Here is a 23,557-nt window from a genome sequence, read left to right as displayed (position 1 = left end):
TCTTCCCCTCATCACACAAGTTGTAGTTTTCTCTTTACTCGAACAATCTCTTTCTTTCCTATATTTCTATCTGGATAATCACTCCGGTAATGCCCGCCAATACTTTCTTCTCTTTGCAAGGCTGACACAACTATAAGCTCACAAGCCGTTAACATATTAATAAGTGTTATCTCTTCATTCGTAAGAACATCATGTTGTAATATCATATTTCGAACACCATACTTACTAAACCATCTCTTCGCATAAGATAAACTTTGCTCTGTTCGCACAATCCCAACATATTTCATCATGCATTTTTGTATTTCTTCTTTCGTCGGTAAATGATTCAGAACGATGAACTTTGCTTCCTTTTCAGCTAGCATGTTCACCTTTTCTTTTGTCTCTCTAGATAAAATGTGTCGTCCGATTCTTTTTCCAAACACAAGACCTTCTAATAATGAATTACTCGCTAATCTATTTGCACCATGAACTCCGTTACAAGCTACTTCACCGACTGCGTATAAGTTCGGAATAGACGTCTCTCCATCACAGTTCGTTTTCACGCCGCCCATGTGAAAATGAGTACCAGGCACGACTGGAATAAGTTTTTTATTTATATCGACTCCATTTGTTTTACATATCGATGACACGGTCGGAAAGCGTTGTTCAAAGTTTTGAATCATTTCGATGTTTAAGTACACTTTTTCACCCGCAAGTAGCTGTTCATGAATAGCCCGTGCGACTACATCACGAGGTGCTAGATCCTGTTCGGAATGTATATCCATCATAAAACGCTGCCCTTTTCCATTTATAAGGACAGCTCCTTCTCCGCGAACAGCTTCGGACACGAGGCCGGAACAACGCCCACCCGCGTATAACATCGTCGGATGAAATTGTATAAACTCTAAATCTACAAGCTCTCCGCCTGCACGGTACACCATTGCAAGTCCATCGCCTGTAATCGTCTCATCATTAGAAGTAAAGGCGTATAAACCGCCAATACCGCCTGAAGCTAACACCGTACAATCTGCATTGTAACGTTTCAATTCTCCTTTATTGTTGCGAGTTAAAGCCCCAACACATTTATCTTTTTCTATAATAAAATCGAGCACCATTTCCTGTTCCACTACCGTAACGTATGGAGCTACTTCTTGAATAAGATGCTCTAATAAATTCTTTCCTGTTGCATCGCCACCTGCATGTAAAATACGACGTTTTCGATGCGCTCCTTCTTTTCCAAGATGAGGACCTGTTTCATCTCCATCAAATTTCATTCCTCTTTCAATAAGGTTATTAATTTCTTTCGGTCCCTCCTCGACTAAATAACGGACCACTTCTTCATTGTTATAATGACACCCTGCTACTAATGTATCTTCAAAATGATCATTAGGATTGTCATATGTAGCTACCGCTGCGGCAATTCCACCTTGAGCTAAATGTGTATTATTATTACGTTTCGTCTCCTTTGTGATAATAATCACATTCTTTTCGTGACAAATCTCTTTTGCAACACGAAGTGCCGCAACACCACTTCCAATAATTAAGACATCTGCACTTGGCATAATTGTTGCCTCCTACTTTACACTTTTCAACTGTCTTGACACCTATATTTACATAGTTTTAAAATAATGACAAGAGTTTTTTTATAATTCTTATTTTCACTACCATTTAAAAAGTAAAAGAACTGTAACTCTTACTAGAGAGAGGAACTTACATGATGATATATCTTGACTATGCAGCTACTACACCTATGAGCGAGGAGGCGTTACAAACATATATGAAAGCAGCGTCGCAATACTTCGGAAATGAACAAAGTTTACATGATATTGGAGGAACAGCTGCTTCTTTATTACAAGTTTGCCGAAAAACATTTGCGGAAATGATTGGAGGAAAAGAACAAGGAGTATTTTTCACAAGTGGCGGATCGGAATCAAACTATCTTGCGATTCAATCACTTCTAAATGCCCGAACTAAGAAGCATATTATTACGACACCTATGGAACATGCATCCATTCGAAGTTATTTTCAATCTCTAAAATCAAAAGGCTATACGATCACTGAAATTCCTGTTGATAAACATGGACTCCTTTGTTTAGTAGATTTAGAGGCAGCTATTACAGAAGATACTGTGCTAGCAAGTATACAGCATGGAAACTCTGAAATCGGAACCGCTCAAAACATTACAGAAATCGGGGCACTTTTAAAAAAATATAATGTTTTATTTCATACAGATTGTGTGCAAACGTTTGGTAAACTGCCTATCCATGTTTTTGAGATGGGCATTGATAGTCTTTCTGTTTCAGCACATAAAATATACGGACCAAAAGGTGTCGGCGCTTGCTACATAAATCCGCAATCTCGCTGGGAGCAAGTATTTCCGGGAACTTCTCACGAAAAGGGATTTCGCCCAGGTACAGTGAACGTTCCCGGCATCGCATCTTTTTTAACAGCTGCTGAAAATATATTAAAAACTCAATGGGAAGAAAGTTTACGTTTTAAAGAGTTACGCTCCTACTTTTTAGGGCAAATACAAACACTTCCGCTAGAAATTGAAGTAGAAGGTCATTCTACTTCTTGTTTACCACATATTGTTGGGGTTACAATAAAAGGAATAGAAGGTCAATATACTATGCTAGAATGTAATCGCCATGGTATCGCCATTTCCACCGGAAGTGCTTGCCAAGTCGGTAAACAAGAACCTTCGAAAACTATGCTTGCAATTGGAAAAACGTATGAAGAGGCCAAACAATATGTCCGCTTCTCTTTCGGACAACAAACAACGAAAGATCAAATTGATACTACTATTCATGCACTACACACAATTGGAAATCAATTTTATAGAGGTGTTAAATCATAATGAAACAAAATGACCAAAAAAAGATTTTAGGAGAAGAAAGACGACAGCTTATCCTTCAGTGGCTTCTCGCTGCAAATGAGCCGTTATCTGGGAATGAACTATCGAAGAAGACAAACGTAAGTAGGCAAGTTATCGTGCAAGATATTTCCTTGCTTAAAGCACGAAACGAACCAATTATTGCGACTGCCCAAGGCTATTTATATTTAAAACCACAAGAGAAACAACAAGCTTTTGAACGCGTAATCGTATGCCAGCACAAGCCAGCAGAAGTACGTCAAGAACTTACAATGCTTGTTGACCATGGCGTTACGATTAAAGATGTAAAAGTTGAGCATCCTGTATACGGTGACTTAACAGCATCCATCATGGTAAGCAATCGCTTTGATGTAGAGCAATATTTACAAAAAATCGAAAACACAAATGCTTCCTATCTTTCACAACTAACAGATGGTATTCACTTACATACAATTGAGGCAGATTCTAAAGAAAAGTTAGATGCTGCTTGTGAGGCGTTAGATAAAGCAGGATTTCTTGTTTATTAATGTAAGGCACAGAGTTTTTATCATTCTCTGTGCTTTTTTAATGCTATAATATTGTAATCAATCGTAAAGGAGATCAAATATGGGAATTGAACTCGTTCACTTTAGCATTGGCAAACCGAAACAAATGAAATATGGCGAAGATAAAGAAATGATAACAGGTATATGTAAAGACCCTACAGAAGAGGCCTTTCTCTCAAAAGACGGATTTCGTGGTGATGACGTAGCGGATTTAAAACATCACGGCGGTCCTGATCGTGCTGTTTGTGTGTACCCACACGAGCATTACGCACTATGGGAAGAGGAATTTCAAACTACGCTTCCAGCTTCCACATTTGGCGAAAACATTACCGTAACAAATATGTTAGAGCGTGATGTTTGCATCGGAGATACATATCAACTAGGTGAAACAATCATTCAAGTGACACAAGCAAGAGTACCTTGTAGCACAATTTCAAAACGTCTTGGCATCCCTGGCATACTGCCACGCATTGTAGCAACTGGATTTACAGGCTACCTATGCCGCGTTCTTCAAGAAGGTACTGTACGTAAAGATTCTAAAATTACATTACTAGAACGTCAACCGAGCAATGTTTCTGTCTTGTTCTCTAACGAAATTTATTTTCATAATAGAAAAGATAAAGATGGTATTGAAAAAATTCTTGCCGTTCCAGAACTAGCTGATATTTGGCGTGGTCAGTTAGAAGATCGTCTTGCGAAGTTAAAATAAAGAATCACACCAGGTAAAACAGTATTGAGTCCATCATACCAGATGGACTCTTTTTATTTTCTCTTCCTTCACGTCCAAACATATAAAAATATATTTCATATTATATATGGACAACCTTTAATTCTTATATGTGAAGGGAGTGATTAATTATGGCGGATTACTTCTTAAAAAATGGAAAAAAATATTATAAGAAAAATGATCGCCCATGTAATTCTTCAAATTCAGATTCAAATAACTGTTTTATACAGAACTATACTATTTTCGGTACGGGAAATACCCCTCAAGATCTTGATATAACAACTGGAATTCCTCGAACTGTATTTGAAAACTTCACTAAAAATCATAATAAGACACTTATTAAATTTAGTTTCAGTCCTGCATTTGCAACAACGATTAGATTAACAATCGCAAGATTAAACCATCGCTCTCCACTTACATTTACCTTAACACCAGGAGATATTAAAACATTTTTAGTAGAAGATGTTGAGAGTATTACTTTCTCAGATACTGTAGCTCCATCTACACTCAATCTATTAATACAACAAACGAATTGTATTTGCTGCAGTAATTCGAACAATGATGAATCCTATTATTATAATAGTTGTAATGATGCGTACTAAAAACCCGACAAAAGAGTTATCTATTCCTAACAGAAGCCGTCCTAAATATCTTTTAGGACGGCTTCTTTATTTTGCTAGCTTAATTAATCACTTACTTCAATAGAATCGATAGCTTACTCTGCCTCAAACCGAGAAACAGCTTTTCATTTCAAACAACTTTAACAACAGCTCCCCTCTACAACCAATAAGAAGAATAACTCCCCAGCACAGTAACAGAAAAACCGAGTGCTTCAAGTTCCATCGTTACGCCTGGCAATAATACGTCATCGTATGCTTTATCAACATCGATTAAGAAAAAGTAATTTCCAAGACCTGTTTTCATCGGACGCGATTCGATTTTTGATAAGTTTAATTTTCTCCATGCGAAAGCTGATAACACTTGATATAGGGCACCTGCATAATCTGCAGGTAACGTTATCATAAGCGTCGTTTTCTCTCCGCGGTTCTCTCCGTTATTCGGGAGTACTGCTTTCTTTTTCTTATGGAGTACTAAGAAACGTGTGTGATTATTTTTATGCGTATGAATACTACGTCTCACAATTGTTAATCCGTATTTTTCTGCAGCCGCTTCATTTGCAATAGCGGCAATTTTCTCTTCAGGATGTTCTTTCACATATTGTGCAGCAGCACTTGTAGATGTCATATCTCGAACAGTTACTCCTTTTAATTCTTCATTTAAAAATTTATGGCACTGTGCAATGGCATGCGGATGAGAATGCACTGCATATACTTCATCCCACACTTCTGCATACTCCGGATGTACAAGTAAATGCTGCTGAATTGGTACTGTAATTTCTCCTACAATGGAAAGCGGCTGCTCATGTACAAGGTAATCAACCGTTATATTCACTGAACCTTCTATTGCATTTTCTAACGGTACAACTGCGAAGTCTACATTTTCATTTGCAGCTGCATCTATACAATCTGGAATCGTTCGATATGGTACATGCTCTGCTTCCGGAAAAAAACGACTCACCGCCATATTTGTAAATGTTGCTTCTGGTCCTAAATATCCTACTCGAATCATCGTCTTTTCCCCTCTTTTTCATTTTCTTACTGTTATACCATACTTTTTTATATTCTTCTATGTAAATTTCGAATATTTAAAAAAAGACTAGCGTTCGCTAGTCTAAATATTTCTTATATTCTCTTTGAGCGAAGAAGAAATAAATGATACATGCTGCGATATAAAACAGAATGAACAAACCTACTTTTCTTAATGATCCATCCATAAAAAGCGTATTATGAAACGTATATAACGCAACTGCACTATGCATACTCCCTACTATAATTGGCGCAAAAAATAGCATACATAATTGCCAACGAGAAATTTTCCATACTTCTTCCTTCGTCATTCCAAGTTTAGAGAGTGCACCATACTGCTTTCGGTCCGATGCAATATTATGGAACCATTTAAAATAAACGATACTACATGAAGTAAGAAAGAATAATATACTAATAAATGAGCCTACAAATAGAGTAATATCGCCGCCTTCTTTCATATTTACATACAACTCCATATTGCTTCGAAATGCATTATTATTATCTTGTTTCATATGTTTCCGTAAATCTTCATTTAATTTCTTCGTCTTTTCGATATTTGGTAATGTGTAGCCTCTATATATCATTTTTTCAGAATCAGGAACCTGATTTGCTATACTATCAAAATCTTCATCATTCATAACGAAGAACAGACCATTAATGTACGAAGGGTGATGGTTAAATTGAACCCCTTCTTTCTGACCGTTAAATACGAATTGATATGGTTGATTCATTACTTGCAATTGAATCTCTTTTTGATTATATACATTCGAATTATTGTATTTATTATAATAAACGAGTGTCACTGTACCTTTTTTAGGACGATACGTTTTCTGTTTTTGTTTCCTTGCTTCTTGGTTATGTTCACTTTCTTTTATAAGCGGTACTATTGTTGTTTCTCCTTTACTAGACTGAAAGGATGCATACACTCCAACAAAACTCATATATTGAAAATCGTCATACCCATATTGATGCAGTAATTTTTCAACCGCACCTTCCTCAAAGACTTCATGAGTAGAAATACCTTTTTCTATGTACGAAAACGAGTGTACCCCTCCAGTTCGCCACATATCTTGCATGCTAGAAAAATATAAGAACACCGTACCTGTTGCTGTAACTACAAACGTCGTTGCCATAGACATCAGAAAGAAAAAGCGACCATTTTCCTTCATTCGATGTGACAATTGATTCACTATAAATAAATAAGGATATGTATACATAATCTTTTTATTTCGCTTTATTATTTCTAACACTTGGGTAGCTCCATGTGTAAAAGAAAAGTACGTTCCAAAAAAGACAAGTATAGACACAGGGAAAAAGTATATCGCTATCGTAGCCATCGTCACTTGTAGCGCCAATGCATACCCGCCCACTAAACAAGCAAAACCGAATAAACAGAGCCACTTTGATGTTTTCTTCTCTTTTTTATCTGTTCGAAATTCTTTCAATAACCGAATGATTTTTATATTCCATATACGTAAAGCACTTATAAAAGATAACAAAATAAAAACGACCATATATGTAATAAATGTTACACCAATCGCCCTTACGTCAAATATGACAGGGAGTTCTTTCGGAAGCCCCAGTAACATACTAAATACCATAAAAAAGAGCTTTAAAAATATCATACCAAGCCCAATACCGAAAATATTCGCGAAGACCCCGATTAAAATTTGCTCGGTCATAATCACTCCTATTACGTTAGACTTCGTTGCTCCCATTAACATATATAACCCTAATTCTTTCTTACGTGCTTCTATGAAAATAGAAGTAGAGTACAAAATAAATATGACGAAAAAAGAAATGATTATAACATTACATATGATAAGTCCCCAGCGTACGTTTTGATACCACATCGTCTCTTGCATATATGGATGCACGATGACAGACATATATGCGTAAGAAGCAAATATTGCAAAACAACTACTTAAGAAAAACACTTTATAATTACGCCAATTTCCTTTTATATTTTGCAGCGCTAGTTGCCGAATGTTCATCTATCGTCCTCCTGTAACTTACTACATAGGCAAAAAGCTAGAGGTTCCCCTAGCTTTTTACGTGTTTTAAATATCCTCTTTGCGCGATCATAAAGTAAATGGCAGAAGCTAAAATGTATGCTCCAATTACAAGCGCACCTGATTTCCACAAATTAATATAAAGCATTTTTCCTAACGTATGAAGAGCAAATCCACTATGAATGGAACCGATTAAAATTGGGATAAAGAAGATAACTCCCATTTGTCGAATCGCAATTTTGCGAATTTCTTTATCTGTCATACCAATTCTCTTTAACGATTTAAATTGAATACGATCTTGTTCTTTATCGTTAAACCATTTAAAGTATGTCATACTACAAGCGAAGAAGAAGAACAGTACCGCTACGAAGAAACCGATGAACATTGTAATTGCTCCACCTTCTCTTATATCCTTATACGCAAACACTGAATTTCTCAATTCCCCTTGCTTTTCTGGTACAATTTCATTTTTCAAATCTAATACAAGATTTTCTGTACTTTTCCAATCCTCAATATAATAACCGTAATATTTCGTCTTTTCTTCATCTGGTACGAGTTTTGCATATTTCTCAAAATCTTGTTCATTTACAATGAGATATTCACTATCATTAAAAACAGAATACTGCGTTGGATTATTTAATTGAACAGACTGCTTTTGTCCGTCAATTATAAATTCATACGGTTTCGTACGATCTATCTTCATCAGTTCATTTGACATATCAACCATAACCATCGTTGCACTACCTGGTGCATTATGAACTTCTGTAGGTTGCTCTCTCTTTTGTTTGCGCACTTCTGCATTATATTCTTTTTCTGAAATAATCGTCATCGGTACTTCATGTTCACTATTAAACAACGTTATTTTCTGTGTTGCCGGTAGTTTAACGTATGTTACTTTTCGCGCATCTTCAAACCCGTGTCTCTTCACAAGCTCCTGTACCTTTTCTTCATTAATAAGGTTATGCGTATTTAACCCCTTTTCCTCATATGAAATAGCATGTGGTGTAAGTTCTACCGTTTTCGCACTCATATTTTCAAAATATACGTACAGTGTACCCACCGCTGAAGATACTACCGCCGTAATGATAGAAATTACAAATAGAAAACGAGCATTATCTTTCATTTTATAAATAAGGTTGCTAAGGACGAACATATTTGGGTACGTATAAAAAGATTGCTTTCTTTTTTGTAATGCTTTTAATACAACTGTACTACCTTGTGTAAATAGTAAATACGTTCCGCCAATTGTCAGTCCTACCACCGGTAAAAAGAGGATGAGGAAATTCAGAAACGTTACTTGGAAGCTAAGTACATATGCAACAATAATACATCCTATACCAACTACACATAACCATGTAAATGCAAACGGCTCTACTTTTTGCTTTCTTGCCTCTCTTAATAAATCAATAATTTGCAAGCGTCCTACTGTCCAAACACTAAACAATGATAGGATTAAAAATAGAATAAAGTATACACCAGCTGTAATAAGAACTGCTTTACTATTCCAAACAAGTGGAAGTGTCTTATCTATTTTTAATAATACGCTTAACGCTTGGAAAAATAATTTTGAACAAAGCATCCCAACCCCAATACCAACTACAATTGCAATACTACCTAACATCAGTTGCTCTAATATAATCATTCGGCCGAGCTGCGATTTCGTTCCGCCTATTAATGTTAGTAGACCAAACTCTTTTTTTCTTGCTCGTAAAAACGTTGAATTTGCATATAAAATAAAGAGTGCCGAGAAGATGACCACAATATAATTCATCGATTCTAATCCTTTTGTGATCATCTTTCTCATACTAATATTACCGCTTACGACATCTGGATGATAAATAAAAGAAGCATACATGAAAAATACGACAATTGATAAACAACTACTTATAAGAAACGCTTTATAGTTACGCCAATTTCCTTTTACGTTATTAAGCGCGAGCTGGCGAAAGTTCATGATATTCTCCTCCTAGCATCGCAAGTACGTCCAGAATTTCTTGGAAAAAGGCTTGTTTCGTTCTTCCTTTATGTATTTCCGAGAAAATTTCTCCATCGCGTATGAAAAGGATACGTTCACAATAACTAGCCGCTACTGGATCGTGCGTAACCATTGCAATCGTTACTTTCTTTTGCTCGTGTAAATCTTGCAGAGCGCCCATTAGCGATTTTGCTGACTTCGAGTCTAAGTTTCCAGTTGGCTCATCTGCTAAAATTAACGTCGGTTCATGAATGATTGCTCTCGCTGCTGCTGCACGTTGTTGTTGTCCCCCAGATACTTCGTATACTTTTTTATTTAAAATTTCTTCGATGTTTAAAAACTTCGCAATTTCCAGTACTTTCGCATCAATTTCATTTACAGATTTCCTCGCCATTACAAGTGGTAAAATAATGTTTTCTTTAATGGATAACGTATCAAGTAAATTAAAATCTTGGAAGATGAACCCTAAATGTGTACGGCGAAACTCCGCTAATTTTGCAGCACGCATTTGATTAATTTCTTCACCATTTACAAGCACATGACCTGAAGTTTGCTTATCAATTGTTGCTAATAAATTTAAAAGCGTCGTTTTCCCACTTCCTGAAGGACCCATAATCCCTACAAATTCGCCTTCTTCTATTTTAAAATTTATATCGTTTAAAGCAGTCGTCGCTACTGAACCTTTTGATTGGTACACCTTCGTTAATCCTTTTACTTCAAGAACACTCATTTCTAATCCCCCTACGTGTTTTCTTCTTACATTTACTATAAGAAAAATAAGAAAAAGAAACGAGTGATTTCCCTTACAAAACGTTTTGTTATCTTACAGTTTTGTCATTTTTCTCATCAATGTATGATATTCTTCATCTTTTGCAAATTGGAACGTGAATGTTGTCCCTTCTCCTTCAGCCGATTGGACATACATTCCATGATGTAAATTATCGCAAATTTCCTTCGTAATATATAAGCCCATCCCAGTCGCTTCTCTCGTTTTACGTCCATTTATTCCCGTAAAAAATGGATCAAATATGCGCTTTACGTCTTGCTCTGGAATACCAATTCCATTGTCCTTAATATGTAATAACACCTTTTGATTTTTCTCTTCAATTTGAAATTGAATTTCTTTTTTCTCTGTCGCTGAAATTTTTGTATACTTGATTGCGTTTACAACAATTTGACCTATAGCAATACTCAGCCATTTTCTATCAGATGCAACCATACAAGTATCTTCTTCAAACATCACTTTCGGAAATACAGACGATTGAATAAAGGATTTCCGATTTTCATTAATAATACCTCGCACGACATCTATAACATTTACTACTTCTATCTTATAATCTTTCGCAAACTGCTCTAGTCTTGCCATATGTAACGCTAAATCTAAACCATTTAGTATACGGTTATTTTCTTCACGAATACTTTCAACTGTTGCTCTTGCCTCACGATGCTCTTTGCCAAACTTTTGCAGCAATAATTCAATAACAGATACTGGTGTTTTCATTTGGTGAATCCATTGGTTCATAAATATCATTTGCTGTTGCTCTTTCGCATGCTGTTTATGAACTTCATTCATATATTGCTGTCTTAATAACGTAAAAGATTCAACGACCATTTCTTGCTCTGATGTATAAGATTCATCAATAAGTAAAGAGTCATGTAATGTATTTCCATCAGTAACATACTTTTCGATCCTCTTTAAAAACACACTCCGTTTTCGGTAATCGTAAATGAGGTATACAGTAAACACAACTGTTCCTAATAAAAGTCCATATAACCACGTACTCCAATCAATGGATTTCTTTTCTAAAAGACTTTGCAGCTGTAAAACGAGCCCAAATAAACAAAGGCTAACAATATAAGAAAGAATTAAAGAAAAGCGGTCCATAAGGTAATTTTTAACCTTCATGCCCTTCGCCCCACTCCGTAAAAAGCGCATAACCATATCCACGTTTCGTTACAATTGCATTTTTAATGCCTAACTCCTCTAGTTTCTTCCTTACACGTTTTACATTTACGGTTAATGTATTATCATCCACAAATGCTACTTCATCCCATAGAGCTTCTAACAGTTCTTCGCGCGTTACATATTGATTCACCTGTTTCATTAAACACTCTAATAAGTAAAACTCATTTTTTGTCAGTTCAGTTTGTTGTCCTTGCCACTCAACAATATGCTGAGACGGGAATAACAACAGTCCATTTACACCTAAACAATCACTCTCAGCAGCAGAAGCATACTCTCCGTAACCACGGCGAAGTGCACTCTTCACCTTTGCCATTACGATATCTAAATGGAATGGCTTCGTAATATAATCATCGCCGCCATTTTCAATCGCCATTACTTGATCCATTTCTCCTGTTCTTGCAGAAACAAAAATAATTGGTGCATTCGATACAGTACGAATTTGACGACACCAATAAAAACCGTCAAAGTACGGTAAATTAATATCAAGTAACACGAGATGAGGATTCACTTTTACAAACTCATCTTTTATTTGACGTAAATCACTTGCTCTAAATGATTGATAGCCATACCTTTCTAAATGCTCTTCTAATATTCCCGCGATTTTCTCATCATCTTCTACAATTAATATTTTATACATGTTCGTTTTCTCCCCATAAAAAAATTCTTCTAAAACCACTCCCCTTTTTATTATAAATTGAAAATTTAATTAGTGGGGATTTTTTCCTATATAAATCCGATTTTTACGATATAAAAAAAGACTGCCGTATTTCGGCAGTCTTAATCGATAAATTCAAATTCATATTCAAGAATTTTTACAATATCTCCGTCTTTTGCACCACGTGCACGAAGCGCTTCATCAATACCCATTCCGCGCATTTGACGAGCGAAACGACGTACAGATTCATCACGTGAGAAGTCTGTCATCTTGAATGTTTTCTCGATATCGTAACCAGAGATAACAAACGTGCCATCACTTTCACGTGTAATTTCAAATTTAACACCTTCAGTATCAAATTTGTACATTACACTTGTATCAGACTCATCCGCAACTTCATGTATTGGGAATTCTGGTGTTGTTTCTATTAAGTTCGCTACTTCAAACAGTAAGTCACGAACCCCTTGTCTTGTTACAGCTGAGATTGGGAAGATTTTTACTTCGTCTCCCACTTTCTCTTTAAATGCTTGTAAGTTTTCTTCTGCATCTGGCATATCCATTTTGTTTGCAACAACAACTTGTGGACGCTCAGTTAAGCGAAGATTGTATTCTTTTAATTCATTATTAATCGTTACGTAATCTTCATATGGATCACGGCCTTCTAAACCAGACATATCAATAACATGCACGATTACACGTGTACGCTCAATATGACGTAAGAATTGGTGTCCAAGTCCGACGCCAGCATGTGCGCCTTCAATTAGTCCTGGAAGGTCAGCCATAACGAAGCTGCGGTTATCACCAGTTTCAACAACACCAAGATTTGGAACGATTGTTGTGAAGTGATACTCTGCAATTTTCGGACGCGCTGATGATACAACAGATAATAATGTAGATTTACCTACACTTGGGAATCCAACAAGTCCAACGTCTGCTAGTACTTTAAGTTCTAGAATAACATCACGCTCTTGACCTGGTTCCCCGTTCTCAGCGATTTCTGGCGCTGGGTTCGTAGCTGTTGCAAAACGTGAGTTACCACGGCCACCGCGGCCACCTTTTGCAATTACAGCAGTTTGTCCATGCGTTACTAAATCGGCAAGAATTTGACCAGTTTTTTCATCTTTTACTACTGTTCCTGGTGGAACCTTTACAAGTAAATCTTCAGATTTACGTCCGTGCTGACCTTTACTCATTCCGTGCTGACCGCGATCAGCTTTGAAATGACGTTGGTAGCGGAAGTCCATTAATGTACGTAAGCCTTCCTCAACTACGAAAACAACATCTGCACCTTTACCGCCGTCGCCACCTGCTGGGCCACCTTTTGGTACATACTTCTCACGACGATACGCAACCATACCGTTACCACCGTCGCCGCCTTTTACATATATCTTGACCTGATCTACAAACATTATTTCACCACACTTTTTTCAATTGGTTGTAATATAACTGAGACTTCTTCGTCTCGCACTGTATAAGAAATGGAATACCATTTATTGTTTTGGGTCGCAAGCCAATTCTGTAGTTCTTCTACACTCGTTAGCTTACCACGAAAATCAAAAAAGAAACGAGCATTATCCGCGTCACATTCAATTGTGATACAAACATAATTTTCAACATATACGTCTAAACTATGCTGAAGCATCGAGAAAAATTGATTCGTCCATGTACATACAGTCTCATCTAAGTGAGATAAGTTATGTAATTTCCCTAATACTTCGTACTCCAATAAGCACGGCTGCTGTTTCCAATTATATGTTAAAATCCACTCTGAAAATAAAGGCATTGATAGCCCCATCAGATTGGATTCTTGTCTCGCTTCTTGGACAAAACGATCGATGAGACTATGAATTTCTTCCACTTTTCCAAGGGAAAGGTTTCCTTTCACCATCTGCATACGATTGAGCCAATCATGTCTTGAATGGCGCAATGCATCTATAATTGTCCATTTTTCATTCATTTAGATACCCCTTAATATAGAAAAACTCTAACCTGCACTCAGGTTAGAGTTTTCCGTGAGTTCTTATGCTTCTTGAGCAACAGGATATACGCTCACTTGTTTGCGGTCACGACCAAGACGCTCAAAGCGTACTACGCCGTCAACTTTCGCGTATAAAGTGTCATCGCCACCACGACCAACGTTAACACCTGGATAAATTTTTGTACCGCGTTGACGGTAAAGAATTGAACCACCTGTAACCGTTTGACCATCTGCGCGTTTAGCACCAAGACGTTTTGACTGAGAGTCACGACCGTTCTTTGTACTACCTACACCTTTCTTAGATGCGAAAAACTGAAGATCTAATCTTAACATACGTTACACCTCCTGCACTTTTTCTATTAAACGGATATACTTTCCGTAATCAAGTTCGATCGTCTTAAGCGAAACAACTAATCCTTCTAAAAGCGTTTGTGCTTTTTCTGCTGTATGAACGTCTAAATCATTAGGCAATTCATACGTTAAGAATCCGCCATCACTTCCGAGTTCAATAGTTGCTTGCACATTACAAAGTTCTTCCACTGCATTTATAGAACCAAACACAACCGCTGTAGTTCCAGCACAGACAAGGTCTTGTCCATGTGGCGCATAATCGGCATGTCCAGTCATTTTAAATGATTGGATACTTCCTAATTTCGTGCGACTTATCGTAATTTTAATCATGTTAACCAGAATTAAGCGTTGATAGCTTCAACAACTAGCTTAGTGTAAGGTTGACGATGACCTTGTTTCTTACGATTGTTCTTTTTCGCTTTGTATTTGAAAACGATAATTTTCTTAGCGCGACCTTGTTTTTCAACTTTCGCAGTAACTGTTGCACCTTCTACAACTGGGCTACCAACTTTAACGTTTTCGCCACCAACGAAAAGAACTTTGTCAAAAGTAACAGTTTCACCAGCTTCAACATCTAATTTTTCAATGTAGATTGCTTGACCAGCTTCAACTTTAATTTGTTTTCCACCTGTTTCGATAATTGCGTACATACTTGCACCTCCTCTTAATTACTAAGACTCGCCAAAAACGAGGTAGACATAAATGCCTTTAGGGAACCTGTCTTGTGCGGTTGTAGCATATAGCCGTTTAGGTGCTATAAACTATAACATAAAGATGTTATCATGAATCATAGACGGTTGTCAATAAATGTTCTGCTAACTATTTTTTCCGCTCTACAATTTCTTTTTTACTTCCAAAACGAACGATAGCATACTTTTCGATATTATCATCTTTGAAATAAATTTCAAATGGAATATTTTTTTGTAATTCTTTTTGCAAAAACTGTTTTTGCAGTTCTTTAGGCGCAGCGATTAATACCGCTTCATCTTCTATATTGCCATATGTGATTAGTTCTCTCTCTAACTCATACGCAATTGTTTCATGCGACATCACATAACCCGTCGCTTTGCAAGGTACACACTCTTTTAATAATACGTCCCGTAAAGAATGCTTTTTACGTTTACGTGTCATTTCCAAAATCCCTAGCTCCGTAAAGCCGAGCACCCTTGTATATGTGCGGTCATCTTGCATAGCAGCTATAAGACATTCTCTTACATTTTCTTTATCTTCTCTTTTTTTCATATTAATAAAATCAATTAATATCATACCACCAATATCACGAAGTCTTAATTGGCGTGCAATTTCTTCAGCTGCCATCTCATTTGTGCGAAGTACTGTATCTTGTAAATTTTGTTTTCCCGTAAACTTGCCCGTATTCACATCAATTACAGTCATCGTCTCCATTTGTTCTACAATTAAATAAGCACCATTTGGAAGCCACACAATTTTTTGGAGTGCTTTCTCAATTTCACGCTCTATTCCAAAATGGTTAAACATCGAAGACTTTTCATTATAAAAAGATACTTTTTCTTTTCCAACTTTGTCTTCTAATTCTTTTACTATACTTCTTGTATCTACAACTACTTTTTCAATGGTTTCAATTGGATTCTCTTGAAATACACGATCTAAAAAGGTCGCCGGTCGATGAAGTAATAACGGCGCCTTTCCTTGGCCCTCTTTTCTTTTTAACTCTTCATACAACTGTTGTAACCCTTGCATTTCAGCTTGTATTTCTTCAATTGCTCCTTTTTCAGAAGCAGAGCGGAAAATGTATCCCCCCGTTCCCTCTATTTCAATTTGGAGTAACTGTTGTCTTCTTTTATTATTTTTTATTTTTCGAGAAACAGCGCGCATCTCATCAAACGGCATATAAACGACATATTTCCCGGTAAATTCTATATTCGCTGTCAATTTAGGCCCTTTCGTATCAATTGCCTCTTTCACAACTTGTACGAGTATCGCTTGCCCTTCATGTATACGATAAGAAGATGGTACATCATCGTATGAAAGGTAAGCATGTTTTTCTAAACCGATGTTTACAAAAGCTGCATTCATTCCAGCAATTGTTCTTACGACACGTCCAACATAAATATGCCCAACAATCTCTTGCTCTTCATTACGTTTCCATAAAAACTCAACAATTTTTTTCTTCTCTTCAATTGCAACGCGCTTTTCCGAACCAGCGTAATTCACATATAACGTTTTCAAAATTATTTCCTCACTTTATAATCTTCTTTGCTTTTACAATAATAAAAGGTTAGTGCTATCGTCAACACTAACCGATTAATTCTTCAACTGATGAAGTTGTTCGTTTTTCAGTAAAATATGCATAGAGCAATTCATTTTCATCCAATGTGTAATGCTCTTTATATTTTCCACGGACGATAATAGAATGCTTATATCCTCTACGAAATTTTGTGAAGATCGTATATAAACGATCTTCCGTTTGCACTTCAATAGGTGCAATCTTTTCGATTCCTCTTTTGTTTCCATAATAACGTTCTAATAAAAAACGCATAAATGCATACCGTCTTTGTTTCCACTCTTGATATAATGACACTGCTAAAAATATGAGTAGTATCCACATCATAATATTGTTACTATTCCAGAGTAACTGCCATCCTAATATTACACCAAAAAAAACACATGACAATTGCATCATCTTTTCATGTGCTTGTAAATAAGGGAAACGATATGATAATACATTAAACAATACTTTCCCGCCATCTAACGGCCAAATAGGGAGTAAATTAAATGCTAAAATAATTATATTATTCCACATAAAGAAATAATATAAATCTGTATTCAGCCAACCGACTTCGAACAACATATAACCTACCAGCATCATCCAAACATGTTGAATCGGTCCTGCAATTACGACAACAAGTTCCTCTTTCAATGACTTATTACCATGTTCCTCAAGCTCGGCCACGCCACCAAACGGCAAAAGTTGAATTCTTTTTATACGCCAATTATAGTGTGCTGCTGCAAAAGCATGCCCAAGTTCATGAATAAGAACAATACAAAATAACAGTAGTAACTCTTTAAAACGCGCAGTAAAAATACCAATGACAATAATAACCCAAAATAATGGATGCACGGAAATTTTCGTTAAAACGTCCCTATATTTAATCAAATGATATCACCTGGATCGGATCAATAAATTTTTCATTCTTTTTTATCGCGAAATAAAACTTTCCATTTTTATCATTTGTATCATTACTCACCGTTCCAATTTTTTGTTTCTTTGAAACGTAATCATATAATTTCACTGACATATCGTTTAAGTTTGCATACCATGACTCCGTACCATCTGCATGTTGAATTTGAACTGTATTTCCAAGTTCCTCTTTCTTGCCTGCAAAAACAACTAACCCTTCATTTACTGACTCCACTTTTGCATTTGTAGCTGTTTGGACAAATACACCTTGGCCATTTTTTTGAAACCCTTGCATTACCTTTCCAGAAGCAGGAATTGCATAATCCTTTTGCTGAATACTTCCTTCTTTTTTCTCGTTCGGCGAATAGAATACGAGCGGTTTTCCAAATTGCTTTTCATACCATTTCGCTACAGTAGCAAACTGAAATTCCTCTTTCATCACTTTTTCTGTAACAGCTTTAGCTCCATTGAATGAAGAAGGAGCATTCTTATATAAAATAGCAACCGAAAGAACTAATATTGCTGATAATAAAACTTTGAAGAAAAAGACTTCCTTTCGAAATAAAGGATGCATTTCCTTTTCTCCATCTTCAATAAATACCGCTTCACTATCGAAATTCCCTCCGTTAAAATACTGCTCTTCCTCCATCCTTTCTTGCTCGGCCTTCCTTTTTGCAATCCGCTTTTTAATTTCTTCTACGCGTCTATTCTTCATACTGTCTCCTTTCTTTCGTTAAGCTAATTTCATTAGAAACAGTTGTATACAGTTTGTACATATGTATGAGCTAAGAAAGAAAGATATTCGTGTGAAGAAAAAAGAAAGCACCTCGCATATGTGCGAAGTGCTCTTAACGGATTCCAAAGAAGTTTTTCACCTTTGCAAATACCGATACCTTTTCTTGTTCAAATGCTTGTAATGGTACATTCTCACCTAACAAGCGTCTTGCAATATTACGATAAGCCAACGCTGCTTTTCCGCTTGGTTGCAACGCCACAGGTTCACCTGTATTTGTAGCTCGAATAACTTCATCGTCATCTTCGACAACACCAAGAAGCTCGATTGACAATGTACGTACAATTTCATCAACATCTAACATATCCTGTTCATGAAGCATATGACTACGTACACGGTTAATAACAAGTTTCGGTGGTTCAATATCCTCTTTTTCTAAAAGCCCAATAATACGATCCGCATCGCGCATTGAGGATACTTCTGGAGTCGTAACAACGATTGCTTTATCCGCACCAGCTACCGCATTTTTAAATCCCTGCTCAATCCCCGCAGGACAATCGATTAATATGTAATCATAATCTTGACGTAATACTTGTATTAATTCATCCATTTGTTCAGGTGTTACCGCTGATTTATCACTCGTTTGTGCTGCAGGTAATAAATAAAGATCATCAAAACGTTTGTCTTTAATAAGAGCCTGAGGTAAACGGCAACGCCCTTCAACGACATCAACAAGATCAAATACAATACGATTTTCCAGCCCCATTACTACGTCTAAATTTCGAAGACCGATATCTGTGTCAATTAAGCACACTTTCTTTCCAGATAACGCTAGGGCCGTACCAATGTTCGCAGATGTAGTAGTTTTACCTACTCCGCCTTTTCCAGATGTAATTACTATTGCCTCTCCCACAGCTATACAATTCCCCTTTCTAACTTTGTTAAATTAGGTCTAAGATGAGTGAGAAGTTGCAGGCGATCGACAACAATGTGATTGTTCTCATTAATATACGCACATTCTGCCGCCTCCGCTCCGTCTTCTTTCTCTTCCGGAGCCCGCATTGCCACATCACTAATTCGAAGTTGCATCGGGTTCATAACAGATGCAGCGATTACAGCATCCGAATCCCCATAATACCCAGCATGTGCAATTCCTCTTAATGATCCTACGACAAAAATATTCCCCCCAGCGATAACCGTTCCGCCTGGATTAACATCTCCAATTAACAACAAATTTCCTTTTACATGTAAAACTTGTCCAGAGCGAACAATTTTGGAAATAGGGACAATTTCTGTTTCTTCTTTCCAAGCTATTGCTTCTGCTTTAGTGATAACATCACTTTCAATTGAATCCACAACAAGATTCTTTTTATTACGAATTAACGTACGAATCTCTTCTTGTTGGACTTCTGTTAAATAACGATTTCCTACTTTCACATGCACTTCAATTAAAGAGCGCCCATCACCATCGTAGTAATGTGTAGAAAGTTTTTCGTCTAATTCCACCAATAATTCTGAGAATGAACAACAATCATCTAAATGAAGCGTTATCCCATCTTTTGTCCCTTTTATCGTTACATTTTGTTGCTTTTTTTCTTCCACTAAAGTTCACCCCACCGATTCAATTCGACATAAAATTAGAAAATCCTTTTTTCTTTTTCTTCCATCGCTTTTGAAAGACGCACTATATATCGTCTCAGTGGGAAACAAACTATCAATAAGAAAATAGCATTTAACAATAAAGTAGAAAGGAGACGATCTGTGAAAAAGACATACGCTGGCATATGAGTACGTCCTAATAAAGTTAAGAATCCATACACATAATACTCTAGTGCTACAACGCTAGCTAATATGATAGAAACAACAATAAATAAATTCAATTGTAGTACTTTCATCACACTATATACTAAATAAGCTAAAATAGGATAAGCAAAAATATATATCCCGACAAGTTCTGTGTATACGGTATCAAATAAGAAGCCAAATAATAGTCCGTAATAAATCCCTTGGACCGGACTATAATACACTGTAATAAAACATAAGACGATTATAAAGAAATGCGGTGCTGCTATGCTGTCTTTCCAAAACACATCCGTTGGAACAACAGTAGCAAACATATTTTCAAATAGAAACACAAAAAGGAGCAAAAGAGGAAGAGCTGCTCTTTTTAATATCTTCATCATCTCTTCTTCTCCTCCTATTCTAATGGCGCTGAAGGTGTTGCACGTTTAGCAACCGTAATATGCTCTACGTCATTTAAATCAGCGGCAGGTTTTACATAAGCTGTTTTTGTTAAGCCATATGCATCCGGCTGAACTTCAACGATTTTTCCAATTACAAGACCTTTCGGGAAAATATCACCCAGTCCAGATGTTACAACTAGTTGATCTTTCACTACCGGTGCATCAGAGCCAATCTTTGTGAAAAGAAGTAATTGCTTTTCTTTGTCATAACCTTCAATCAATCCAAAGATTTTCTCTTGCCCTTGTACAATAGCAGAAACACGATTTGTTCGGCTCATAGAACTTAGTAATTCTACTGATGATGTAAACTGAGATACACTTTTCACTCTTCCAACTAACCCTTGTGAAGTTACTACAGCCATATCTTTTTTAATTCCTTGCTGTGCCCCTTTATCAATTCCAATTAAATCGTACCATTTATCTGGATTACGAGAAACAACAGTAGCTGGAATTTCAGTATACCCGCTATTTAACTCTTTTTTACCAGTTAGCTCTTGTAGCTTCTTGTTATCATCTTCTAATTGTTTTACTTTCCCTGATAGACCTGCATAATTATCTAATTTTGCTTTTAATTCTTTATTCTCTTCATACGTGCGCTTTACATCCTCTACATTTTCGAAGAATCCAGCTACGTATTTCGCTGGCTTTTGGAATACACGTTCTACAACACCGACAGTATCTTTAACAAACTGCTCTGGCCATGTTAAACTGTTCCGTTCTTTCAATGAGATTCCAATCAATGCCACGAGAAGAATAATACTAACCAACAAAACAATTAATCTTTTGTTTAAGAAAAACTGTGGCACGTTCACACCCTCTTAATTTCACTGATTTTTATTTTGCAATATTATCGAGCAGCAGTTTTGAAAAGATCGATATTGTCTAATGCTTTACCTGTTCCAATTGCTACGCAATCTAATGGATCTTCTGCAACAAGAACTGGCATTTTCGTTTCTTCACTAATTACTTTATCTAAATTACGTAGTAATGCCCCGCCACCTGTTAATACGATACCGCGGTCCATAATATCAGCCGCTAATTCAGGTGGAGTTTTTTCTAACGTATTTTTAACTGATTCTACAATCGCATCTACTGTATCTTTTAATGCATCTGCAATTTCTTCTGGCTGAATTAGTACTGTTTTTGGTAAACCACTTACTAAATCACGACCGCGAATTTCCATAGGCTCGATACCTTCTGGCTCGCCTGCAGAACCAATTTCTAATTTTAATGCTTCAGCTGTTCTTTCACCGATCATTAAGTTATAGCTTTTCTTAATGTACTGAATGATTGAATCGTCCATATCATCACCAGCAACACGGACTGACTGGCTTGTTACAATACCACCTAGAGAAATAATTGCAACTTCTGTTGTACCACCACCGATATCAACAACCATACTACCAGTTGGTTCCCAAACAGGTAAGTTTGCACCAATTGCTGCTGCAAATGGCTCTTCGATAGGATAAGCATCACGAGCACCCGCTTGACGAGTCGCATCGATTACTGCACGTCTTTCTACAGCTGTAATACCAGATGGTACACATACCATTACATACGGCTTACGTGAGAAGAAACCGTTTGATTTTTGAGCTTGTTGAATGTAATATTTCATCATTGTTGCAGTTGTTTCGTAATCAGCAATTACACCGTCTTTCATCGGGCGAAGTGCCACAACGTTCCCTGGTGTACGACCAATCATTTGTTTTGCGTCGCTACCTACAGCAACGATTTGTTTCGTATCAGTTTGTAACGCCACTACTGAAGGTTCACGTAAAACTACACCTTTTCCTTTTACATATACAAGCGTGTTCGCAGTTCCTAAGTCTATTCCAAGATCGCGAGTAAATCCACCAAATCCAAACATATTATTTATCTTCCTTTCTTGTTTTCACGGACTCATTTTTTCTTAATTTATATTATAAAAACAGTACGTTTTTTATATCTTTATCCTTTTTGTAGATAAATTTCTACAAAAAACTCATAAATCACATTATAAAACAAAATAAGTAAAAAGCATAGTCTTAAATATGACCTTTTTCCTTTAAACTCACGAATTTATGGTCACCTATTATAATATGATCAAGCACTTCAATTCCGATAATCTGGCCGCATTCTACTAAGCGTTTTGTTACTTCAATATCTTCACGGCTCGGCGTGGGATCTCCTGAGGGATGGTTATGAAGACATATGATAGAGGCTGCTGCACGACGGAAGGCTTCTTTAAAAACCTCCCTCGGGTGTACAATTGACGTGTTTAAACTTCCAATAAAGATCGTTTGCCTATGTATAACTTGATTTTTTGTATTTAAATATAAACAAACAAAATGCTCTTGTTGTAAAAAACGCATTTCTTCCATCATGTATTTCGCACAATCTTCTGGACTTCGAATACTATATCTATTTTGATATTCTAAACGTACCATTCTTCTGCCTAGTTCAAAGGCTGCCATAAGTTGCGATGCCTTTGAAATCCCAATACCATGTATACTAATTAGCTCCTCTAATGTTGCATCTTTCAACATACGTAAGCCATCAAATTGGTGTAAAATTTTATCTGACAACTTTAAAACTGTTTCTTCTTTAGAACCTGTTCTGAGCAACACTGCGAGAAGCTCTCGATTTGATAAACTTCCAGCACCTTCTAACAATAAACGCTCCCGTGGCTGTTCTTCTCTTACAACATCACGAATACCGTTCATCTCTCCACCCCTT

General features: G+C 36.6%; 25 protein-coding genes and 1 other annotated feature. Of the genes, 4 read left to right on the top strand and 21 right to left on the bottom strand.

What is annotated here, in order from left to right; genetic code table 11:
* Positions 1-11 precede the first annotated feature (11 nt).
* On the bottom strand, positions 12-1,541 hold the full coding sequence (gene nadB, locus D1166_RS03610; RefSeq protein ID WP_097861867.1) for an L-aspartate oxidase: 1,530 nt from the start codon (positions 1,539-1,541) through the stop codon (positions 12-14).
* A gap of 152 nt (positions 1,542-1,693) precedes the next feature.
* Between nadB and D1166_RS03605 the strand changes: the two genes are divergently transcribed.
* From D1166_RS03605 to D1166_RS03590, 4 genes are all read left to right on the top strand, one after another.
* Positions 1,694-2,836, top strand: a complete 1,143-nt coding sequence (locus tag D1166_RS03605; RefSeq protein ID WP_097861866.1) for an IscS subfamily cysteine desulfurase — start codon at positions 1,694-1,696, stop codon at positions 2,834-2,836.
* On the top strand, positions 2,836-3,378 hold the full coding sequence (locus D1166_RS03600) for a transcription repressor NadR (RefSeq protein ID WP_000812240.1): 543 nt from the start codon (positions 2,836-2,838) through the stop codon (positions 3,376-3,378). Before D1166_RS03605 ends, D1166_RS03600 begins: the two co-directional genes overlap by 1 nt.
* 79 nt (positions 3,379-3,457) lie before the next feature.
* Positions 3,458-4,105, top strand: a complete 648-nt coding sequence (locus D1166_RS03595) for an MOSC domain-containing protein (RefSeq protein ID WP_000510668.1) — start codon at positions 3,458-3,460, stop codon at positions 4,103-4,105.
* Between the two features lie 149 nt (positions 4,106-4,254).
* On the top strand, positions 4,255-4,725 hold the full coding sequence (locus D1166_RS03590; RefSeq protein WP_000796370.1) for a hypothetical protein: 471 nt from the start codon (positions 4,255-4,257) through the stop codon (positions 4,723-4,725).
* 175 nt (positions 4,726-4,900) lie between these two features.
* On the opposite strand, the gene pheA is transcribed toward D1166_RS03590, so the two are convergent.
* From pheA to radC, 20 genes are all read right to left on the bottom strand, one after another.
* Complete coding sequence (gene pheA, locus D1166_RS03585; RefSeq protein ID WP_000621698.1) at positions 4,901-5,752, bottom strand: prephenate dehydratase; 852 nt, start codon at positions 5,750-5,752, stop codon at positions 4,901-4,903.
* Between the two features lie 97 nt (positions 5,753-5,849).
* Positions 5,850-7,763, bottom strand: a complete 1,914-nt coding sequence (locus tag D1166_RS03580) for an ABC transporter permease (RefSeq protein ID WP_097861865.1) — start codon at positions 7,761-7,763, stop codon at positions 5,850-5,852.
* 49 nt (positions 7,764-7,812) lie between these two features.
* Positions 7,813-9,735 carry an ABC transporter permease gene (locus D1166_RS03575; protein WP_065703128.1) on the bottom strand — a complete coding sequence of 641 codons (1,923 nt, stop codon included), beginning with the start codon at positions 9,733-9,735 and terminating at the stop codon, positions 7,813-7,815.
* Positions 9,710-10,486: an ABC transporter ATP-binding protein gene (locus tag D1166_RS03570; RefSeq protein WP_097861864.1), complete on the bottom strand. Its 777-nt coding sequence runs from the start codon at positions 10,484-10,486 to the stop codon at positions 9,710-9,712. Before D1166_RS03570 ends, D1166_RS03575 begins: the two co-directional genes overlap by 26 nt.
* A gap of 93 nt (positions 10,487-10,579) precedes the next feature.
* Positions 10,580-11,662, bottom strand: coding sequence for a HAMP domain-containing histidine kinase (locus D1166_RS03565; protein ID WP_097861863.1), 1,083 nt, complete (start codon positions 11,660-11,662; stop codon positions 10,580-10,582).
* Positions 11,652-12,359: a response regulator transcription factor gene (locus D1166_RS03560; protein ID WP_001986640.1), complete on the bottom strand. Its 708-nt coding sequence runs from the start codon at positions 12,357-12,359 to the stop codon at positions 11,652-11,654. The genes D1166_RS03565 and D1166_RS03560 overlap by 11 nt, the downstream gene beginning before the upstream one ends.
* A gap of 140 nt (positions 12,360-12,499) precedes the next feature.
* Positions 12,500-13,786: a GTPase ObgE gene (obgE, locus tag D1166_RS03555; RefSeq protein WP_000497128.1), complete on the bottom strand. Its 1,287-nt coding sequence runs from the start codon at positions 13,784-13,786 to the stop codon at positions 12,500-12,502.
* Positions 13,786-14,334 carry a sporulation initiation phosphotransferase B gene (locus tag D1166_RS03550; protein ID WP_001003584.1) on the bottom strand — a complete coding sequence of 183 codons (549 nt, stop codon included), beginning with the start codon at positions 14,332-14,334 and terminating at the stop codon, positions 13,786-13,788. The genes obgE and D1166_RS03550 overlap by 1 nt, the downstream gene beginning before the upstream one ends.
* A 63-nt stretch (positions 14,335-14,397) precedes the next feature.
* Entirely contained in the window at positions 14,398-14,688 is a 291-nt protein-coding gene (gene rpmA, locus D1166_RS03545; RefSeq protein WP_000944958.1) for a 50S ribosomal protein L27, read from the bottom strand.
* 3 nt (positions 14,689-14,691) lie between these two features.
* The gene (locus D1166_RS03540; RefSeq protein WP_002001054.1) at positions 14,692-15,036 is read right to left on the bottom strand and encodes a ribosomal-processing cysteine protease Prp; all 345 of its coding nucleotides are present in this window, start codon (positions 15,034-15,036) and stop codon (positions 14,692-14,694) included.
* An 11-nt stretch (positions 15,037-15,047) separates the two neighbouring features.
* Complete coding sequence (rplU, locus tag D1166_RS03535) at positions 15,048-15,356, bottom strand: 50S ribosomal protein L21 (protein ID WP_000270907.1); 309 nt, start codon at positions 15,354-15,356, stop codon at positions 15,048-15,050.
* A gap of 14 nt (positions 15,357-15,370) precedes the next feature.
* Positions 15,371-15,448 (bottom strand) — a sequence feature (ribosomal protein L21 leader region).
* A gap of 77 nt (positions 15,449-15,525) precedes the next feature.
* Positions 15,526-16,914 (bottom strand): Rne/Rng family ribonuclease, encoded by a 1,389-nt coding sequence (locus D1166_RS03530; RefSeq protein WP_000855489.1) that lies wholly within the window; start codon positions 16,912-16,914, stop codon positions 15,526-15,528.
* A 67-nt stretch (positions 16,915-16,981) separates the two neighbouring features.
* On the bottom strand, positions 16,982-17,842 hold the full coding sequence (gene spoIVFB, locus D1166_RS03525; protein ID WP_000599055.1) for a stage IV sporulation intramembrane metalloprotease SpoIVFB: 861 nt from the start codon (positions 17,840-17,842) through the stop codon (positions 16,982-16,984).
* The gene (gene spoIVFA, locus D1166_RS03520; RefSeq protein ID WP_000797471.1) at positions 17,835-18,581 is read right to left on the bottom strand and encodes a stage IV sporulation protein SpoIVFA; all 747 of its coding nucleotides are present in this window, start codon (positions 18,579-18,581) and stop codon (positions 17,835-17,837) included. The genes spoIVFB and spoIVFA overlap by 8 nt, the downstream gene beginning before the upstream one ends.
* A 133-nt stretch (positions 18,582-18,714) precedes the next feature.
* Positions 18,715-19,512, bottom strand: a complete 798-nt coding sequence (gene minD, locus D1166_RS03515; RefSeq protein ID WP_000503309.1) for a septum site-determining protein MinD — start codon at positions 19,510-19,512, stop codon at positions 18,715-18,717.
* A 2-nt stretch (positions 19,513-19,514) separates the two neighbouring features.
* Positions 19,515-20,201: a septum site-determining protein MinC gene (gene minC, locus D1166_RS03510; RefSeq protein WP_000391525.1), complete on the bottom strand. Its 687-nt coding sequence runs from the start codon at positions 20,199-20,201 to the stop codon at positions 19,515-19,517.
* A gap of 35 nt (positions 20,202-20,236) precedes the next feature.
* Entirely contained in the window at positions 20,237-20,782 is a 546-nt protein-coding gene (gene mreD, locus D1166_RS03505; RefSeq protein ID WP_000975766.1) for a rod shape-determining protein MreD, read from the bottom strand.
* Positions 20,783-20,796: 14 nt separating this feature from the next.
* Positions 20,797-21,648, bottom strand: a complete 852-nt coding sequence (gene mreC, locus D1166_RS03500) for a rod shape-determining protein MreC (RefSeq protein ID WP_001135490.1) — start codon at positions 21,646-21,648, stop codon at positions 20,797-20,799.
* A gap of 41 nt (positions 21,649-21,689) precedes the next feature.
* Entirely contained in the window at positions 21,690-22,709 is a 1,020-nt protein-coding gene (gene mreB, locus D1166_RS03495; protein WP_000466736.1) for a cell shape-determining protein MreB, read from the bottom strand.
* 157 nt (positions 22,710-22,866) lie between these two features.
* Positions 22,867-23,544 carry a DNA repair protein RadC gene (gene radC, locus D1166_RS03490; protein ID WP_001013391.1) on the bottom strand — a complete coding sequence of 226 codons (678 nt, stop codon included), beginning with the start codon at positions 23,542-23,544 and terminating at the stop codon, positions 22,867-22,869.
* Positions 23,545-23,557: the final 13 nt, after the last annotated feature.

It is taken from the genome of Bacillus sp. ISO11 (genome assembly GCF_003458115.1).
GTDB lineage: Bacteria > Bacillota > Bacilli > Bacillales > Bacillaceae_G > Bacillus_A > Bacillus_A cereus.
This window is presented reverse-complemented; position numbering and strand designations above follow the sequence as displayed.

What these genes read in the sequence shown, in the direction of transcription:
- D1166_RS03575 (WP_065703128.1), bottom strand. Translation starts at nt 9,735, where the DNA reads ATGAACTTTCGCCAGCTCGCGCTTAATAACGTAAAAGGAAATTGGCGT.
- D1166_RS03560 (WP_001986640.1), bottom strand. Translation starts at nt 12,359, where the DNA reads ATGTATAAAATATTAATTGTAGAAGATGATGAGAAAATCGCGGGAATA.
- D1166_RS03595 (WP_000510668.1), top strand. Translation starts at nt 3,458, where the DNA reads ATGGGAATTGAACTCGTTCACTTTAGCATTGGCAAACCGAAACAAATG.
- mreD (WP_000975766.1), bottom strand. Translation starts at nt 20,782, where the DNA reads ATGATGAAGATATTAAAAAGAGCAGCTCTTCCTCTTTTGCTCCTTTTT.
- D1166_RS03565 (WP_097861863.1), bottom strand. Translation starts at nt 11,662, where the DNA reads ATGAAGGTTAAAAATTACCTTATGGACCGCTTTTCTTTAATTCTTTCT.
- D1166_RS03590 (WP_000796370.1), top strand. Translation starts at nt 4,255, where the DNA reads ATGGCGGATTACTTCTTAAAAAATGGAAAAAAATATTATAAGAAAAAT.
- mreB (WP_000466736.1), bottom strand. Translation starts at nt 22,709, where the DNA reads ATGTTTGGATTTGGTGGATTTACTCGCGATCTTGGAATAGACTTAGGA.
- radC (WP_001013391.1), bottom strand. Translation starts at nt 23,544, where the DNA reads ATGAACGGTATTCGTGATGTTGTAAGAGAAGAACAGCCACGGGAGCGT.
- rplU (WP_000270907.1), bottom strand. Translation starts at nt 15,356, where the DNA reads ATGTACGCAATTATCGAAACAGGTGGAAAACAAATTAAAGTTGAAGCT.
- D1166_RS03580 (WP_097861865.1), bottom strand. Translation starts at nt 7,763, where the DNA reads ATGAACATTCGGCAACTAGCGCTGCAAAATATAAAAGGAAATTGGCGT.
- D1166_RS03570 (WP_097861864.1), bottom strand. Translation starts at nt 10,486, where the DNA reads ATGAGTGTTCTTGAAGTAAAAGGATTAACGAAGGTGTACCAATCAAAA.
- D1166_RS03550 (WP_001003584.1), bottom strand. Translation starts at nt 14,334, where the DNA reads ATGAATGAAAAATGGACAATTATAGATGCATTGCGCCATTCAAGACAT.
- obgE (WP_000497128.1), bottom strand. Translation starts at nt 13,786, where the DNA reads ATGTTTGTAGATCAGGTCAAGATATATGTAAAAGGCGGCGACGGTGGT.
- pheA (WP_000621698.1), bottom strand. Translation starts at nt 5,752, where the DNA reads ATGATTCGAGTAGGATATTTAGGACCAGAAGCAACATTTACAAATATG.
- rpmA (WP_000944958.1), bottom strand. Translation starts at nt 14,688, where the DNA reads ATGTTAAGATTAGATCTTCAGTTTTTCGCATCTAAGAAAGGTGTAGGT.
- D1166_RS03605 (WP_097861866.1), top strand. Translation starts at nt 1,694, where the DNA reads ATGATGATATATCTTGACTATGCAGCTACTACACCTATGAGCGAGGAG.
- D1166_RS03540 (WP_002001054.1), bottom strand. Translation starts at nt 15,036, where the DNA reads ATGATTAAAATTACGATAAGTCGCACGAAATTAGGAAGTATCCAATCA.
- spoIVFA (WP_000797471.1), bottom strand. Translation starts at nt 18,581, where the DNA reads ATGAAGAATAGACGCGTAGAAGAAATTAAAAAGCGGATTGCAAAAAGG.
- D1166_RS03600 (WP_000812240.1), top strand. Translation starts at nt 2,836, where the DNA reads ATGAAACAAAATGACCAAAAAAAGATTTTAGGAGAAGAAAGACGACAG.
- nadB (WP_097861867.1), bottom strand. Translation starts at nt 1,541, where the DNA reads ATGCCAAGTGCAGATGTCTTAATTATTGGAAGTGGTGTTGCGGCACTT.